Genomic DNA, 15180 nt, shown 5'->3' with positions numbered 1-15180 from the left:
ATCGAGCGGAAGTGATCTGCAGCAGATCGAGTGGAACGGTGAAAACCTGCGGGAAGCCGTCAGCCGAGACGCGGCAGACCCAGCTGGCCCACCGGCGGCGCGGCGACCTGGCCGAGTCCGAGCCCGGGCACCTGCGGCGCGCTGGCCGGCGAGATCAGCGGGTTGATGAGCGGGTTCACCTCGGGGTTCACCTGCGGGTTCACCTGGGGCGCGACGTGCGGCGCCGGCTCGGGGTTGAAGACCTGCGGCATCTCGACCTGGGGGGCGACCTTCGGCACGACCTGCGGCGAGGTCTGCGGGGCGACCTGCGGCACGACCTGCGGCGCCTGCTGCTGGGGAGCGGCCTGCTGCGGCGCGGGCTGCGGGGCGGCCTGCTGCGGCGCGCTGTACGACGGCTGACCGGCCTGCGCGGCACCGCCGGACGAGGCGAACGCGGAGGCCTGGCCCACCTGCGGCGGGGCCGGCGGGGCGTACTGCATCGACGCCGGCTGCGCGTACTGCGGACCGGCCTGCGCGCTGCCGGCGGCGGACGTCGCGGCCGTGGCCTGCGGGGCACTCTGCTGGGGAGCCGGGTAGTACTGCGGAGCCGGCGCCTGCGGCGCGTAGTACTGCGGAGGCGGCGCCTGGTACTGGGGCGCCTGCGGCGCGTAGTACTGGGGAGCGGGCGCCGGGGCGGCCTGGGGTGCCGGATAGTAGGGAGCCGGCGCAGGGGCGGAACCGGGGTAGTACCCGCCCATAGTGTCGGCCTGGCTGACGCCGGCGCCGATGGCGGACAGACCGCCGGCCGCCGCTACGACGAGTGCGGCCTTGTGAAGCTTTCGCATGGAACCCTCGGCCCTTCAATACCAGTGCAGGGAAATCCGTTGTATTAAGTGCAGTCGCGCCGGAGCCGACAGCGGAACCGATGTCCCTCTCCGGTAGACGCCCAACTGCCCTCTCCCCGCTGGCAACGACCTTTCCGCCGACCCGGTCACGGGGTCGAAAACCCCGTCACCCGTTTGGCATTGATCGGATTACCGGACCGACAATTCACCGTCCTCGGCAAATGGGTGACCACTCCCCGACTCCCGTGACGGAGGCCGGAGTTATGTCGTTGCCACAGGACCAGAGCAATGGTCCATCCAGCATTTCCGCACGTTCCATGCACAGGTCAATGAAGGGCCGAGGGTTCCATGCGCAAGTTCCAGCACGTCGCGCTCGTCGCAGCAGCCGCCGGGGGCCTGTCCGCCATCGGCGTCGCCCCCAGCTTCGCCGACGCCCCCGCCGGGTACACCGCTCCGCCGCCCGCCCCGCAGCAGGGCAGTCAGGCCGCGTCGTGGACCAGTTCGCAGGCCACCGCGCACACCACCGGTTCGCCCGCGCCGCAACGCCTGGCCGCCCCGACGGGTGGCGCCGACGTCAGCCCGCAGCTCAACCCGCAGGTGAACCCGAAGCTCAGCCCCCAGCTCACCCCGCAGCCGGCGGCCCAGGCTCCGGCCGGCCCGGTGGAGCAGAACAACCTCTTCCGCCCCTACCAGGAGTGCAGCCCGCAGAACCTGCTCAACGCGAACCTCCCCGTCGCGCTGCTCGCCGCCGCCGAGACCAAGGGCGTCAGCTGCGGTCAGGGCAACAGCCAGGCGAACGCCCTCGCCAAGTCCCACTAGCTCCGCCGCGCCCCGGCGGTGCTTCAACGGCAAGATCACAAAACACGGCGCGTCGTTGCCCGGTTTGCTCATATTTCCTATTAATCTCCGTGACTGTACGAAGTCGATCCACCACGGATCGCATTCACTTCACTCCACCGGAGATGACATGCACAAGCTTCGCAAGGCTGCCGTCCTGGTCGCCGCCATCAGCACCGTCGGGCTCGTCGGCGCCGGCACCGCCCAGGCCGGAGAGGGTGGCCACGGCGGCCAGGGCGGCGACCAGCGCACCAGCGTCCTGCAGAGCTCCAACTGCAAGTCGCACGACCTGAACCTGGACGTCCTCGGCCAGGTCGGCCTGCTCAACGGCCTGCTGGGCAACGCGCTCAACGGCGAGGGCAACCCGGGCGCGCAGGACACGCACATCGGCTCGACCATGGGCTGCAACAACAGCGCCTTCTAATTCACGTGGGCGGCCGCACGCGGCCGTGAACGGGAATCAGGTCCCGGCACCGAGGTCGACTCGGAGCCGGGACCCCTTGTTTGCACGCCGGTTGCCCGCCGCCATCGACCAAGGCGGTGAGCCTTCCTTCCATTCGGCGCGCCGCACGGTTTTGCCCGGATATTTCGTATTAGCCTCCGTAACTGCACGAAGTCGATCTGTCACGGATCGCAACCACTTCACTCCATCGGAGATGACATGCACAAGCTTCGCAAGGCTGCCGTCCTGGTCGCTGCCATCAGCAGCGTCGGACTCCTGGGTGCCGGCGCCGCCCACGCCGATCAGGGCGGCTGGGGTTCGGGCGAAGACGGGCACCGCGGCTCTTCCAGCTTCAGCGTCCTGCAGAGCACCACCTGCCGGTCGCACGACGCCAACGTCGACGTCCTCGGCCAGGTCGGCATCCTCAACGGCCTGGGCGGCAACCTGCTCAACGGCGAGGGCAACGCCGGAGCGCAGCAGACCTCGCTGGGCTCGAGCATGGGCTGCAACAACAGCGTCGGCAAGTAAGGCCGACAACCTTCCTCGGTGCCCCGGCCGTTCGGCCGGGGCACCGAGGCTTTGCCGTCTCCAGGACACCGAAATGCCGGATCGGGAATCGTCCCCGATCCGGCATTGTCGACGGTGCGTCAGAACTCGATGTGCGGACGCACGATGTGCGGGCGGTCGACGTGGACGCGCTTGAGACCCTTGGGCAGGGGCGCGGTGTTGGAGCAGTCCACCTTCGGGCCGACCTCCGTGGTCCCCGCGCTCATCGTCTCCTCGTCGGGCAGCACCAGCCGCGGCCTGGCCGCGGTGGAGCATGCCTGGTCCTGCTTGACGATGAACGTGCCGTGCTTGCCCTTGCGGACGACCTCGCTCTTGTGCACGCAGGTCGTCTCCCCCTCGGCGCTGGTCCTGCAGTCGCCGGGCGGCTGGTCGGCATGCGCCTGCGCGCCGCCGACGTAGATCACGGCGAGGCTTCCCAGGAGCCCCGAGACGGTGGCGATGGTCCTTCGACTGAGCATGGTGTCTTCCTTTGCAATCGCCGCAGCCCGGCCGCGCTCCCCGAGGGGATTTTGCGCGTCCGGGCTGCCGGTGGTGTGTGAGGGTGTGCGGCGCTGCCTTACTGACCGCCGTACGGGGCCGCGTAGCCGTAGCCGGCCTGCGGTGCCGCCTGCGGGGCCATCTGCGGGGCGGCCTGCGGGGCCACCTGGGGAGCCGCCTGCGGGGCCACCTGCGGAGCGGCGAAGTAGCCCATCTGCGGCGCGTAGTTGAAACCGTTGGTCGGCGCGAAGTACGGAGCGGCCTGCGGAGCGGCCTGCGGGGCGGCCTGCGAGCCGTACGGGGCACCGCTGGTGGCCACGGCGTTGGCCTGCGAGGAGGCCACCGCGGTGACCCCGCCGAAGCCGTCGGCGAAGCTGGCGCCGGCGCCGAGGGCGGACAGCCCCGCGACCGCTGCGACTACGACCGCGGCCCGCTGAAACTTGCGCATAGTGAGACCCTTCCCTGACTGGGCGTGAAGCCCTGGTTTGACTACTTAATGTGAGCATATACAGACGAAACGTAGTCATTTGGGATCTTTGGGGCCTTCGCTATGCCGTGTCGGTTTATGGCGATAAACATTTTTTTCATTTATCACCATGCAGAACGGCCGGTCCGGGTCACCCCGAATACCGGCCGTCCGTCACACGAAAAGGGGATCAGCCCAGCAGGCCACCGGGCAATTCGAAACCGTCGTCACTCTTGTCGTTCGTGGCGGGCGCCGGAACATTGTCCGGAATACAGGTCACCTCGGGACCGATCCGCGTGGACCCGTTGTTCACCAGGGGAATGACCGGCAGCTTCATCGGCTGGATCGGCTCGCACGTCGTCGACCTGGGGATGGCGAACCGCTCCCCCTCGGCCATCTGACCGGTGATCTTCTGCACGCAGGTGACGTTGCCCTGGAGGTCGACACTGCAGGTACCCGGACCCGCGGCGGCATGCGCCTGGGTGACGCCGAGACCGGTCACAGCGAGGCCGCAGATGAGCCCCGAGACGGCCGCGATCTTCTTCCTACTGAACATGTGATCCGTTTCCTTTGTGAGGGACGCCCGTTGGGGGCCGATTCGCTGGCGAAGTGAAGGGCTGACCTGGGGTTGAGCGGCCTCGCACGCCGGGCCGCCACACACGGGCGGGCCCCTTCGGGGGGTGACCCCGAGGGGCCCGCGGAAAGCGTCGCGCAGGACCTGGCGGTCGTCGTCAGCCGGTGAAGGCGTTGTTGAACTGGCCGCAGGTGGTGTCGAAGGTCTCGGACAGACCCAGCACGCTGATCGGAAGGTCGCCCTCGGCCGCCGTCTGCGGGCTGCACTCCTGGTAGGGGCGGTAGTGCTCGGCCGCAGCCTTCGGCGCGTCGTCGTAGCCGTAGCCGTGGGCGGAGGCCGTACCGGCGCCGGCACCGATTGCGGACAGCCCGCCGGCCGCCACTGCCGCTGCGATCATGGCCTTCTGAAGCTTGCGCATGGAACCCTCGGTCCTTGATTGCCTGTAAGTCGAGGCTGATTGCCTACTGTGACTGGACGAACACTATCAGTTACAAAAGGCTATTCCCGCACCGCCGAAATGCCCGTGTCCGAACGAGGGCCGGGGATATGCGCCTTGATTGGCGCCGCGGGATGCCCGGCAGACCGATTGGCTCACAACCGCCGATCACTCAATCCACTCAAAAGTGGGAACACATCATGTTCCGGGCATCTCCTTTCACGGTCGCGGCATTCCCTTGATCGGGTCCGCCCCATTCGGGCTCCAACTGCGAACGGAGACGCCCGTGCGAATGACCGACATCCAGCGTTGCGAGGTCCGGCCCGGACGGCTCGTCGAGTGGGCGCTCAGTCCGGCGACAGTCGCCGCGGCGGCGGACCTTCCGGCCGACCCCCGGCCGCCGGCGTACGTCCAGGAGGGACACATCAGGACCGCGCGGTCCGTGCGCGAGGACGGCCTGTTCGTGCCGACCTGGCTCGGCACCGCCTTCGACATCCCGGGCCGGGTCGACCTCGACGCGCTCGAGGAGGCGCTGCGCGGCTGGACGCTGCGGCACGAGACGCTGCGCAGCGGCTTCCGCTGGGAGGGCGACGAGATGCACCGCTTCACCCTCGACCGCGAAGCCGTCTCGCTGCACCGCGAGGAGGTCGGCGACTTCACCGACGCGGACCGTCTCGTCCAGCACCTCCAGGACCGCTTCGACGACGGCGCCAATGCGCTGAGCTGGCCCAACTTCCTCTACGCGGCGGTGATCAGGGACGACTGCACCAGCGTGTACATTGGCTTCGACCACAGCAATGTCGACGCCTACTCCATCCAGCGCATCCCCGCCGAGATCCACGAGCTCTACGCGGCCGCCCTGGAGGGCCGCCCCGTCGAGGGGGCGGCGCCGGTCGGCAGCTACGTCGACTTCTGCGAGATCGAGCGCGCGGACGCGGACCGCATCGACGGCACCCACGTGATCGTCAGCCGCTGGCGGGAGTTCATCCAGCGGTGCGACGGCAAACTCCCCAACTTCCCCGTGGACCTGGGACTTGAGCCCGGCGGCACGCTGCCCACGCAGAAGCTCATGCGGGAGATGCTCGTCGACGCGGACGCCGCCGCGGCCTTCGAGGCGTACTGCCGGCCCTTCGGCGGCAGCCTCGTCGGCATCCTGGCCGCCACGAGCCTCATCGTCCACGAGATCGGCGGCCAGCCCGTCTACCGCGCCGTCGTGCCGTTCCACACGCGGGTGAAGTCCAAGTGGAGCAACTCCGTGGGCTGGTACGTCGGCGGAGCGCCCATCGAGGTCGCCGTCGACGAGGCGCCCGACTTCCTCACCGCCCTCAAGACGGTGCGCACCGAGCTGCAGTCCAACCGGTCGCTGGCGCGCATGCCGCTGGCCCGGGTGCTGCGCCTGCTCGGCGCGGACTTCCGCCCGACCTCGCCCGACCTGTACTCGATCGTGTCGTACGTCGACGCCCGGGGCATCCCCGGTTCGGAGCGCTGGGCCGAGCTGACGGCCTACGGGCTGGTCCGGGTGTCGTACGGCGACCAGGTGTGCGTCTGGCTGAACCGGCTCCACGAAGGTCTCTGGTTCACCTGCCGCTACCCCGACACCGACGCCGCGTACAAGAACATGCGGCTGTACGTCGAGCGGCTGCGGGACGTCATCGTCACCGTGGCCCGCGAGCAGCGGGCCGGCGAGCTGGCGCCGCAGGATCTCGCGGGATGACCGCGACGCACGGCAGGCTCGCTCCCGTGCGGGGGCGAGCCTGCCGTCTGCCGAGCCCCCTGTCGGATTCGAACCGACGACCTTCGCTTTACAAGAGCGGCGCTCTGACCAGCTGAGCTAAGGAGGCCTGCACGTCCGCTCCGCGTACGTGCCCGTGCAGTGTACCCAGGTCCCACAGGCCCCCTGTCGAAAATTTCCGCGAAGTTCACTGCCCCGCAGGTACTGACAGATCAGGCGAACGCCAGGTACCGTCCTGTGCCAGTTCACCCTCGTGGACTACACCACCACCTTCCTACAACGGATCGTCCGGCACGTTCCTGCCGGTAGAAGGGGGCCCATTCACCATGGCCACTGTTTCGTTCGACAAGGCGACCCGGATCTACCCGGGCACCGAGAAGCCCGCCGTAGACGGTCTGGAGATCGAGGTCGGGGACGGCGAGTTCCTCGTCCTCGTCGGTCCGTCCGGCTGTGGCAAGTCCACCTCGCTCCGGATGCTCGCGGGGCTCGAGGACGTCAACGCCGGCGCCATCCGCATCGGTGACCGCGACGTCACCCACCTGCCGCCGAAGGACCGGGACATCGCCATGGTGTTCCAGAACTACGCGCTGTACCCGCACATGACCGTCGCCGACAACATGGGCTTCGCGCTCAAGATCGCCGGCGTCAACAAGGCGGACATCCGCAAGAAGGTCGAAGAGGCCGCGAAGATCCTCGACCTGACCGAGTACCTGGACCGCAAGCCGAAGGCCCTGTCCGGTGGTCAGCGCCAGCGTGTCGCGATGGGCCGCGCCATCGTGCGTGAGCCGCAGGTCTTCCTCATGGACGAGCCGCTGTCCAACCTGGACGCCAAGCTCCGCGTCTCCACCCGTACGCAGATCGCCTCGCTGCAGCGCCGTCTCGGCATCACCACCGTCTACGTCACCCACGACCAGGTCGAGGCCATGACGATGGGCGACCGCGTGGCCGTGCTCAAGGACGGTCTGCTCCAGCAGGTCGACTCGCCGCGCAACATGTACGACCGCCCGGCCAACCTCTTCGTCGCCGGCTTCATCGGCTCCCCCGCCATGAACCTGGTCGAGGTGCCGATCACCGACGGCGGCGTGAAGTTCGGCAACAGCGTCGTCCCGGTCAACCGCGACGCCCTGAAGGCCGCCGCCGACAAGGGCGACCGCACGGTCACCGTCGGCGTCCGCCCCGAGCACTTCGACATCGTCGAGGAGAACGGCGCCGCCGCCTCCCTGTCGAAGGACACCGAGGACGCCCCGGCCGGTCTCGCGGTCTCCGTCAACGTCGTCGAGGAGCTCGGCGCCGACGGCTACGTGTACGGCGCCGCCCAGGTCGGTGGCGAGAGCAAGGACCTCGTCGTCCGCGTCGAGGGCCGCCGGGTGCCGGAGAAGGGCGCCACGCTGCACGTCGTGCCGCGTCCGGGCGAGACCCACGTGTTCTCGACCTCCACCGGCGAGCGCCTCTCCGACTGAGGCGGCGGGGCGGGACGGCAACCGCCGAACCGCCCATCCCGGAAAATTCACCCAGGTTGACGAAGAGGGCCCCGCAAACGCCTGCGGGGCCCTCTTTCTTGTCGACAAATACCCCGGCAGACCGGTCATTTCGAGCAGCGTGCGTCAACCCCGTACCCCGTGCGGGGCGGTTCTTCATCCCCCGAAACGGTGACTAAATGTCGCCAAATCATCACCTGGCGCTACTCTCACTCGCGTGAAGCACTCCACTAACCGACAGACGCGATGCGGCCGGGGCCCCGCCCGCCGTATCGGCCGCACGCTCGCCCTCGTCCTGCCCGTCGTCCTGGTGCTTTCCGGGACCCTCGCGGTCACCCGAGTCAACTGGACGGGAAGCCAGTCCACCTCGGTCCTCACCGCCTCGGACGCGACCGACATCACCAAGGACGCCAAGGCGGCCCACCGCGCCCCCCAGGACGTGCTGCGCGACAAGCTCCTGGCCGAGCTCCAGGACGACGATCCGGGCGTGGTGCTCACGCACCTCCAGCAGGCCGTGGCGGAGCGCCCGTCGCTCGCCCGGCACTGCGCGTCCATCGCCCGCGCCGTGGGCCGCGCCGCGGTCCGCGTCTACGGCCCCGCCCGCGCCCAGTCCTACGCCCGCCCCGTCTGCGACACCTCGTTCGCCTCCGGCGTCGCGGCCGCGCACCTGTGAACCCGGCCCTCCTCCCCCGCGGCCGGTTCGGAGGAGGGTAACGGCTGATTAAGGAAGGGCTTCCGGCTCCGGACCCGGGCGGGACGCGCCGTACAGTTCGGTCATGACCGATCCGAACGCCGCCTCCCGCCCCGTTCAAGCCGTCGTCCTGGCCGGTGGCCAGGGCTCCCGGCTGCGCCCCTACACCGACGACCGGCCCAAGCCGATGGTCGAGATACCCGGCACCGGGACTCCGATCATCGGCCATCAGCTTGCCTGGCTGGCCGACGAGGGCGTGACCGACGTGGTGATCAGCTGCGGCCATCTCGCCGAGGTGCTGCAGGACTGGCTGGACGCCACCGACCTGCCGGTGAGGGTGACGACGGTCGTGGAGAAGGAGCCCCTCGGGCGCGGTGGCGGCCTGAAGTACGCCGCCGCCCACCTTCCGCACCCGGACCGGCCCTGGTACGCCACCAACGGCGACATCTGGACCCGCTTCTCGCTGCGCGACATGGCGGACTTCCACACCGAGCGCGACGCGGTCGCCACGCTCGCCCTGGCCCGCCCGCGCCTGCCCTGGGGAGCCGTGCAGACGGACGGCTTCGGGCACATCACCGACTTCATCGAGGCACCGCCGTCGACGTTCGAGATCAACGCCGGTGTCTACGTCTTCTCCCCCGAGTTCTCCGGGCTGCTCCCGGAGCGGGGCGATCACGAGCGGACGACCTTCCCGCATCTGGCGCGCGAGCTCCGGCTGGCCGGCTTCCCGATCCCGCAGGGCGCGTACTGGCGGGCCATCGACACGGCGAAGGATCTGACGGAGGCGGCGAAGGAGCTTGCCGCTCTGGGGCGGTGACGTCGCGCCGTCGGGGGGCGGTCGTTCTTCGGCCGCGGGTCGTGTGCGGCTGGTCGTGCAGTTCCCCGCGCCCCTGAGGGGGCGCTCGAAAGGGGCCCCGCACTTCGTGTGCGGGGCCCCTTCGTATGGACCCGGTGAGTCAGCCGGTGGGGGTGCCCAGGATGCCGCCCACCGGCTCGGCTACCCCAACAGGCCGCCCACCAGGCCCGGCTCGCCGGAGGAGGAGCCTCCGGAGCCGGTGCCGCCGGTCGAGCCGTTGCCGCCCGCACCGCCGCCGGAGGTGGGTCCGGCGCTGGTGCTGGGAGCGCCGCCGCTCGGCGAGGACTGCTGCGGCGGGGCCTGGCCGGCCGTGCTCTGGCTCTGGCTGGGCCTGCCGCCGGTCGCCGTGGCGCCCGGCGTGGCCGCCGCGCCCGACGGGGTGGAGCCGGCCGTGGCGCCCTGGGTGGGCGAGTTCGAGGCCGACGGCGAGTGGCTGTGCCGCGCACCCGGCGTGTGCGGGAGCGGGGAGCCCGGCAGCTCGTTGCGCGGGGCCTCGCCGGGTCCCGGGACGGTCACACGGTCGGCGTCGCGGACCGCGCCGCCGAGGAGCGAGCCGACGAGCAGCGTGATGCCGGTCACGACCGCCGTGACGAGGGCGCCGCGGCGCAGGACGTAGCGGCGCAGCTCCCAGATGTCGGAGCCCGGGCCGAGGCGCCGCCAGGCGTTGCCCGCGAGGCGGCCGTCGATGGAGTAGACCGGGGCGCCGGCGATGATCAGCGGGGACCAGGCGGCGAGGTAGATGATGTCGGGGGCGTCGTAGGCGGGGACGGTCTTCCAGCTGACCGTGACGATCAGCGCGGCGGAGAGCAGGGCGCCGAAGACGGCGGCCACGCGCTGCCAGCAGCCCAGGACCGTCAGGACGCCGACGACGACCTGCGCGAAGGCGATGACCAGGCCCGAGCCCACGGGGTGGTGCAGGGCGAACTGGCGCAGCGGCTCGGCGACTTCCCACGGATGCAGGGTGTTGAGCCACTTGACCATGGAGCCGCGCTTGCCGCCGTCGAAGTAGACGGGGTCGCACAGCTTTCCCATGCCGGCGTAGATGGAGATGAAGCCGAGGAAGATGCGCAGCGGGAGCAGGACGACGCCGAGGTTCATCCGGCGGCCGGGGTAGTAGGCGTGCCGGGCCGGGTCGTCGCCGTGGCGTCTGGCCGGCTGGTCGGTGCCGTCGGCCTCGCCGGAGTCGTCGAAGTCCTCGGCGCGGTAGGCCTGTTCCTCGTCGTAGGCGCTGCCGACGGTGCGCATCGCGGGCAGCAGGCGGGTGCCGCTGGGGTCGTCGTCCCGGTGCCTGCGCTGGGCGCCGACGACCGGCGTCTCCACCGTGGCGTCGAGCTCGTCGTAGACCTCGTCGTAGCCGCCGGCGCCGACGCGCGGGATGACCTGGGTGGCGCCCGCGTCGGCGGACGGCTCCTCGCCGTGCCGGACGCTGCCGCCGCGTACGGCCTGGAGCAGGCGGTGCGCGCCGGTGTCGTCGGGGGCGGACCTGCCGCTCCACACGACGGGCCGGCGCCGGGCGCCCGCGGCGGCCCCCGCTCTGCCCACCGAGGTGCCGACGACCGGCTGGCGGGCGCCTTGCTGGGTGGCGCTCAAGTGCCGTGCGATACGCGGCGACTGGGCGCGCGTCGAGGCGCCCAGCATCACGCGGAAGCTCGCATGGTTGACGATCACCTGCGCCGGATCGCTCGGCACCTTCACCATTGTCAGCGCGGGAGCGTCATCGAATCCCGACGGGCCGTCCCCCGAGGGCGTGCGGGGTGTTCTGGTGTCCACACTCATCTAACCGAGTGACGGTCGTTTAGGACACTGCTTTGACTCGTGCCGGATGTGTCCGGACCGCGTCAATCTTGTGCCCTGACGCCCAGATCGACCCGCACGGGTGAGGGTGCGGACGCGTGTTCAGTCGCGCCGGCGTGCTGCTTCGTACAGGACGATGCCCGCGGCCACACCGGCGTTGAGCGATTCCGCGCCGCCCGGCATCGGGATGCGGACGCGGAAGTCGCAGGTCTCGCCGACGAGACGGGACAGGCCCTTGCCCTCGCTGCCGACGACGATGACGACCGGACCGCCCAGCGCTTCCAGGTCGCCGATCTCGGCCTCCCCGTCGGCGGCGAGGCCGACGACCACGATGCCCTGCTTCTTGTACGCCTCCAGCGCGCGCGTCAGGTTGGTGGCGCGGGCGACGGGCGTACGGGCGGCGGTGCCGGCGGACGTCTTCCAGGCGCCGGCGGTCATGCCGGCCGCGCGCCGCTCGGGCACGACCACGCCGTGGCCGCCGAAGGCGGAGACGGAGCGGACGACGGCGCCGAGATTGCGCGGGTCGGTCACGCCGTCGAGGGCGACGATCAGCGGGTCGGCGCCCTCGTCGTAGGCCGCGTTCGCCAGGTCCTCGGGGTGGGCGTACTCGTACGGCGGGACCTGGAGCACGAGCCCCTGGTGGTTGAGGCCGTTGGTCATGCGGTCGAGCTCGGGGCGGGGCGCCTCCATGAGGTTGATGCCGCCGCGGTCCGCCGCGAGCTGCAGCGCCTCGCGCACCCGCTCGTCGTTGTCGATGAACTGCTGGACGTAGAGCGTCGAGGCGGGCACGCCCTCGCGCAGCGCCTCGACGACCGGGTTGCGGCCGACGACCAGTTCGGAGGAGGACCGGCCGCCGCGGCCGCGCGGTGCGGGACGCCGGGCGGTCTGCTTCGCCTTGGCGTTGGCGACGCGGTTCTTCTTGTGGCCCTTGCGCATCTCGGCGGGCGGGGTCGGGCCCTTGCCCTCCAGGCCCTTGCGCCGCTGGCCGCCACTGCCGACCTGCGCGCCCTTCTTGCCGGACATGCGGCGGTTGTTGGTGGCCATGACCTACCTGTCTGTCGTGAAGCGGGTGTGCGTACGTCTATGAAGTGTGCCGCCCGGAAGGCCGGGCGGCACAATCGATCTTCTGCTCGGCGGCCGGGGCTCAGCGCGGGCCGAGGCTCCAGCGCGGACCCTGCGGGCTGTCCTCGATGGTGAGACCCGACTGGTTGAGCTGGTCGCGGATGGCGTCCGCGGTCGCCCAGTCCTTGCGGCCGCGGGCCGCCTCGCGCTGGTCCAGGACCAGGCGTACGAGGCTGTCGACGACGCCGTGCAGATCCTCGCCGCGGTCGGCCTCGCCGGCCCAGTGCGGGTCCAGCGGGTCGAGTCCGAGGACGCCGAGCATGGCGCGCACCTCGGCGAGGCGGGCCACGGCGGCTTCCTTGTCGTCGGCCGCGAGGGCGGAGTTGCCCTGCCGGACCGTGCCGTGCACGATCGCGAGGGCCTGGGGCACGCCCAGGTCGTCGTCCATCGCCTCGGCGAAGGCGAGCGGCACCTCGGGGGACGGCTCGACGACGCCGGCCTTCTCCACCACGCGCTGCACGAAGCCCTCGATGCGCGCGAACGCCGACTCGGCCTCGCGCAGCGACTCCTCGCTGTACTCGATCATCGAGCGGTAGTGCGGGGTGCCGAGGTAGTAGCGCAGCACGATCGGGCGCCACTGCTTGACCATCTCGCTGACCAGGACGCTGTTGCCCAGCGACTTGGACATCTTGTCGCCGGCCATGGTGACCCAGGCGTTGTGCACCCAGTACTTGGCGAACTCGTCGCCGTAGGCCTTGGCCTGGGCGATCTCGTTCTCGTGGTGCGGGAAGATCAGGTCCAGGCCGCCGCCGTGGATGTCGAAGGCGGTGCCGAGGTACTTGTGCGCCATCGCCGAGCACTCCAGGTGCCAGCCCGGACGGCCGCGGCCCCACGGGGTCGCCCAGGTCGGCTCGCCGGGCTTGGCGGCCTTCCACATGGCGAAGTCGCGCGGGTCGCGCTTGCCGGACTCGCCGGCGCCGGCCGGCTGCTGGAGGTTGTCGAGCTCCTGGCGCGACAGCTCCAGGTAGCCCGGGAAGGAGCGCACGTCGAAGTAGACGTTGCCCTCCGCCTCGTAGGCGTGGCCGCGCTCGATCAGGCCCTGCATCATCTCGACCATCTCGGTCACGTGGCCGGTGGCCCGCGGCTCGTACGTCGGCGGGAGGCAGCCGAGCGCGGTGTAGCCCTCGTCGAAGGCGCGCTCGTTGTCGTAACCGATCGACCACCAGGGGCGGTTCTGCTCGGCCGCCTTGGCGATGATCTTGTCGTCGATGTCCGTGACGTTCCTGATGAACGTCACGTCGTAGCCGCGGTAGGCGAACCAGCGGCGCATGATGTCGAAGTTGAGCCCGGAGCGGACGTGTCCGATGTGCGGGGCCGCCTGCACGGTGGCACCACACAGGTAGATCGAGACGCAACCCGGCTTGAGCGGGGTGAAGTCACGGATCTGCCGGGCGCTGGTGTCGTACAGGCGAATAGTCACGTGTCCAAGGGTAGTGGGCGCGGGGTAGTGCGTTGCGCCTTCCGCCGGTTTGGCCGTTGTCAGGTACGGGCACGGCGGGCCGGTCGCTCAGCCCACGCGCACGACCAGCGCCGTGGCCACCGCCATCAGGCCTTCCTCCCGGCCGGGGAACCCCAGCCCGTCCGTCGTGGCGCCGGAGACGGAGACCGGCGCCCCGGCCGCCTCGGACAGCAGCTTCTGCGCCTCGTCCCGGCGCTTGCCGATCTTCGGGCGCGGGCCTACGACCTGCACGGCGACGTTGCCGATCCGGAAGCCGGCCTCGCGCACGATCCGGGCGGCCTCGGTGAGCAGCGTGACGCCGGAGGCGCCGGACCACTCGGGGCGCCCGGTGCCGAAGTGCTGCCCCAGGTCGCCGAGCCCGGCGGCCGAGAACAGCGCGTTGCACGCGGCGTGCGCGACGACGTCCGCGTCGGAGTGGCCGGCCAGCCCCGTCCCCTCGCCCTCCCACTTCAGGCCAGCGCACCACAGCTCGCGGCCCTCCTCGAAGGCGTGGATGTCGGTGCCGATGCCGACCTGGGGCAGCGGCACGTCCGCCGGTGGCCGGGAACCGGGCGCTTCAGAACCCATCGTTCAGCCTCCTGCGGGCCAGGACCGCCTCGGCCAGGACCAGGTCCAGCGGGCGCGTGACCTTGAAGGCCTCCTCGTGCCCGGGTACGAGCAGGACCGTGCTGCCGAGCCTCTCGACCATGCTCGCGTCGTCGGTGACGTCCTCGGTGACCTCGTCATGGGCGCGGACCAGCGTGGCCCGGTCGAAGCCCTGGGGCGTCTGCACGGCACGCAGCCGGGCCCGCACCGGGGTGGCCACCACCGGCTCGGGGGCGCCCGGGACCGCCGTCGGCTCGACCTCCTTCACCGTGTCGGCGAGCGGCAGCGCGGGCACGACGGCCGGCGCTCCCGCCCGGACCGCCTCGATCACGCCGTCGACCGTGTCCACCGGCACCAGGGGCCGCGCGGCGTCGTGCACCAGCACGATGTCGTAGTCGGGCGGCAGCGCGTCGAGGCCGAGCTTCACGGATTCCTGGCGGCTCTCGCCGCCGGGGACGACGAGGAAGTCGGTCCGGTCGGGCAGCGCGTGTGCGTCGAGGAGCGACTTGACCTCGGCGGCTCCCTCGGGCGGCGCCACGACGACGACCAGGGAGACGGCGCGGGACGCGGCCATCGCGCGCACCGCGTGAATGAGCATGGGGGTGCCGCCCAGCGCGCGGAGCGCCTTGGGGGCGCCCGGGCCGAGGCGTACGCCTCGTCCGGCGGCCGGAATCACGGCTGCCGTGCGGGCTCCCGCGGGCGAAGGGCGCGAATCGTCAGACATCGGTTCCTGTCAGGTTTGTGTGCCGTCCAGGCGTGGGTATGGCCTGGGAAGTGCCGGGCGCGACGCCTTGACCGGACCCTTCCGTGACCCTGGTCAGCCTGCAGCCCGGGCCCGGC

General features: G+C 70.9%; 17 protein-coding genes and 1 tRNA gene. 7 read left to right on the top strand and 11 right to left on the bottom strand.

What is annotated here, in order from left to right; all coding sequences use genetic code 11:
* Positions 1–59: 59 nt before the first annotated feature.
* Entirely contained in the window at positions 60–824 is a 765-nt protein-coding gene (locus tag ACFU97_RS05885) for a hypothetical protein (protein WP_384251427.1), read from the bottom strand.
* 348 nt (positions 825–1172) lie between these two features.
* Here ACFU97_RS05885 and ACFU97_RS05880 point away from each other — a divergent pair, with 348 nt between their 5' ends.
* The 3 genes from ACFU97_RS05880 to ACFU97_RS05870 all read left to right on the top strand — a co-directional run bounded on the left by ACFU97_RS05880 (position 1173) and on the right by ACFU97_RS05870 (position 2631).
* Positions 1173–1643, top strand: a complete 471-nt coding sequence (locus tag ACFU97_RS05880; protein WP_384251424.1) for a hypothetical protein — start codon at positions 1173–1175, stop codon at positions 1641–1643.
* A 148-nt stretch (positions 1644–1791) separates the two neighbouring features.
* Complete coding sequence (locus tag ACFU97_RS05875; RefSeq protein WP_384251421.1) at positions 1792–2085, top strand: hypothetical protein; 294 nt, start codon at positions 1792–1794, stop codon at positions 2083–2085.
* 237 nt (positions 2086–2322) lie between these two features.
* Positions 2323–2631 carry a hypothetical protein gene (locus ACFU97_RS05870; RefSeq protein WP_384251418.1) on the top strand — a complete coding sequence of 103 codons (309 nt, stop codon included), beginning with the start codon at positions 2323–2325 and terminating at the stop codon, positions 2629–2631.
* Positions 2632–2750: 119 nt separating this feature from the next.
* Here ACFU97_RS05870 and ACFU97_RS05865 read toward each other — a convergent pair whose 3' ends face one another.
* The 4 genes from ACFU97_RS05865 to ACFU97_RS05850 all read right to left on the bottom strand — a co-directional run bounded on the left by ACFU97_RS05865 (position 2751) and on the right by ACFU97_RS05850 (position 4605).
* Positions 2751–3128 (bottom strand): hypothetical protein, encoded by a 378-nt coding sequence (locus ACFU97_RS05865; RefSeq protein ID WP_384251415.1) that lies wholly within the window; start codon positions 3126–3128, stop codon positions 2751–2753.
* A gap of 98 nt (positions 3129–3226) precedes the next feature.
* A complete protein-coding gene (locus ACFU97_RS05860; RefSeq protein WP_384251412.1) occupies positions 3227–3595 on the bottom strand; it encodes a hypothetical protein in 369 nt (122 codons plus the stop codon).
* A 208-nt stretch (positions 3596–3803) separates the two neighbouring features.
* Positions 3804–4169: a hypothetical protein gene (locus tag ACFU97_RS05855; protein WP_384251410.1), complete on the bottom strand. Its 366-nt coding sequence runs from the start codon at positions 4167–4169 to the stop codon at positions 3804–3806.
* Positions 4170–4344: 175 nt separating this feature from the next.
* Positions 4345–4605 (bottom strand): hypothetical protein, encoded by a 261-nt coding sequence (locus tag ACFU97_RS05850; RefSeq protein ID WP_384251407.1) that lies wholly within the window; start codon positions 4603–4605, stop codon positions 4345–4347.
* Positions 4606–4909: 304 nt separating this feature from the next.
* Between ACFU97_RS05850 and ACFU97_RS05845 the strand changes: the two genes are divergently transcribed.
* A complete protein-coding gene (locus ACFU97_RS05845; protein WP_384251405.1) occupies positions 4910–6337 on the top strand; it encodes a condensation domain-containing protein in 1428 nt (475 codons plus the stop codon).
* 53 nt (positions 6338–6390) lie between these two features.
* Here ACFU97_RS05845 and ACFU97_RS05840 read toward each other — a convergent pair.
* Positions 6391–6464: transfer RNA gene (locus ACFU97_RS05840), tRNA-Thr, on the bottom strand.
* A 217-nt stretch (positions 6465–6681) separates the two neighbouring features.
* Here ACFU97_RS05840 and ACFU97_RS05835 point away from each other — a divergent pair.
* From ACFU97_RS05835 to ACFU97_RS05825, 3 genes are all read left to right on the top strand, one after another.
* Positions 6682–7815, top strand: a complete 1134-nt coding sequence (locus ACFU97_RS05835) for an ABC transporter ATP-binding protein (RefSeq protein WP_384251402.1) — start codon at positions 6682–6684, stop codon at positions 7813–7815.
* Between the two features lie 235 nt (positions 7816–8050).
* Positions 8051–8506: a hypothetical protein gene (locus ACFU97_RS05830; RefSeq protein ID WP_384251399.1), complete on the top strand. Its 456-nt coding sequence runs from the start codon at positions 8051–8053 to the stop codon at positions 8504–8506.
* 103 nt (positions 8507–8609) lie between these two features.
* Complete coding sequence (locus ACFU97_RS05825; RefSeq protein ID WP_384251396.1) at positions 8610–9341, top strand: NDP-sugar synthase; 732 nt, start codon at positions 8610–8612, stop codon at positions 9339–9341.
* Between the two features lie 180 nt (positions 9342–9521).
* Here ACFU97_RS05825 and ACFU97_RS05820 read toward each other — a convergent pair whose 3' ends face one another.
* The 5 genes from ACFU97_RS05820 to ispD all read right to left on the bottom strand — a co-directional run bounded on the left by ACFU97_RS05820 (position 9522) and on the right by ispD (position 15064).
* Positions 9522–11156 carry a DoxX family membrane protein gene (locus tag ACFU97_RS05820; protein WP_384251393.1) on the bottom strand — a complete coding sequence of 545 codons (1635 nt, stop codon included), beginning with the start codon at positions 11154–11156 and terminating at the stop codon, positions 9522–9524.
* A 120-nt stretch (positions 11157–11276) separates the two neighbouring features.
* Positions 11277–12218, bottom strand: coding sequence for a 23S rRNA (guanosine(2251)-2'-O)-methyltransferase RlmB (rlmB, locus tag ACFU97_RS05815; RefSeq protein ID WP_384251390.1), 942 nt, complete (start codon positions 12216–12218; stop codon positions 11277–11279).
* A gap of 100 nt (positions 12219–12318) precedes the next feature.
* Positions 12319–13716, bottom strand: coding sequence for a cysteine--tRNA ligase (gene cysS / locus ACFU97_RS05810; protein ID WP_384251388.1), 1398 nt, complete (start codon positions 13714–13716; stop codon positions 12319–12321).
* An 87-nt stretch (positions 13717–13803) separates the two neighbouring features.
* Complete coding sequence (gene ispF, locus ACFU97_RS05805; RefSeq protein ID WP_384251385.1) at positions 13804–14322, bottom strand: 2-C-methyl-D-erythritol 2,4-cyclodiphosphate synthase; 519 nt, start codon at positions 14320–14322, stop codon at positions 13804–13806.
* Complete coding sequence (gene ispD, locus ACFU97_RS05800; protein ID WP_384251382.1) at positions 14312–15064, bottom strand: 2-C-methyl-D-erythritol 4-phosphate cytidylyltransferase; 753 nt, start codon at positions 15062–15064, stop codon at positions 14312–14314. Before ispD ends, ispF begins: the two co-directional genes overlap by 11 nt.
* Positions 15065–15180: the final 116 nt, after the last annotated feature.

It is taken from the genome of Streptomyces sp. NPDC057616 (assembly GCF_042800575.1).
GTDB lineage: Bacteria > Actinomycetota > Actinomycetes > Streptomycetales > Streptomycetaceae > Streptomyces.
The sequence above is the reverse complement of the archived record's forward strand: the minus strand, read 5'-3'. Positions and strand labels throughout refer to the sequence as shown.

Coding starts and splice junctions, on each gene's coding strand:
- ACFU97_RS05880 (WP_384251424.1), top strand. CDS start 1,173: ATGCGCAAGTTCCAGCACGTCGCGCTCGTCGCAGCAGCCGCCGGGGGC.
- ispF (WP_384251385.1), bottom strand. CDS start 14,322: ATGGGTTCTGAAGCGCCCGGTTCCCGGCCACCGGCGGACGTGCCGCTG.
- ACFU97_RS05850 (WP_384251407.1), bottom strand. CDS start 4,605: ATGCGCAAGCTTCAGAAGGCCATGATCGCAGCGGCAGTGGCGGCCGGC.
- ACFU97_RS05860 (WP_384251412.1), bottom strand. CDS start 3,595: ATGCGCAAGTTTCAGCGGGCCGCGGTCGTAGTCGCAGCGGTCGCGGGG.
- ispD (WP_384251382.1), bottom strand. CDS start 15,064: ATGTCTGACGATTCGCGCCCTTCGCCCGCGGGAGCCCGCACGGCAGCC.
- ACFU97_RS05875 (WP_384251421.1), top strand. CDS start 1,792: ATGCACAAGCTTCGCAAGGCTGCCGTCCTGGTCGCCGCCATCAGCACC.
- rlmB (WP_384251390.1), bottom strand. CDS start 12,218: ATGGCCACCAACAACCGCCGCATGTCCGGCAAGAAGGGCGCGCAGGTC.
- ACFU97_RS05835 (WP_384251402.1), top strand. CDS start 6,682: ATGGCCACTGTTTCGTTCGACAAGGCGACCCGGATCTACCCGGGCACC.
- ACFU97_RS05855 (WP_384251410.1), bottom strand. CDS start 4,169: ATGTTCAGTAGGAAGAAGATCGCGGCCGTCTCGGGGCTCATCTGCGGC.
- ACFU97_RS05825 (WP_384251396.1), top strand. CDS start 8,610: ATGACCGATCCGAACGCCGCCTCCCGCCCCGTTCAAGCCGTCGTCCTG.
- ACFU97_RS05820 (WP_384251393.1), bottom strand. CDS start 11,156: ATGAGTGTGGACACCAGAACACCCCGCACGCCCTCGGGGGACGGCCCG.
- ACFU97_RS05885 (WP_384251427.1), bottom strand. CDS start 824: ATGCGAAAGCTTCACAAGGCCGCACTCGTCGTAGCGGCGGCCGGCGGT.
- ACFU97_RS05865 (WP_384251415.1), bottom strand. CDS start 3,128: ATGCTCAGTCGAAGGACCATCGCCACCGTCTCGGGGCTCCTGGGAAGC.
- ACFU97_RS05870 (WP_384251418.1), top strand. CDS start 2,323: ATGCACAAGCTTCGCAAGGCTGCCGTCCTGGTCGCTGCCATCAGCAGC.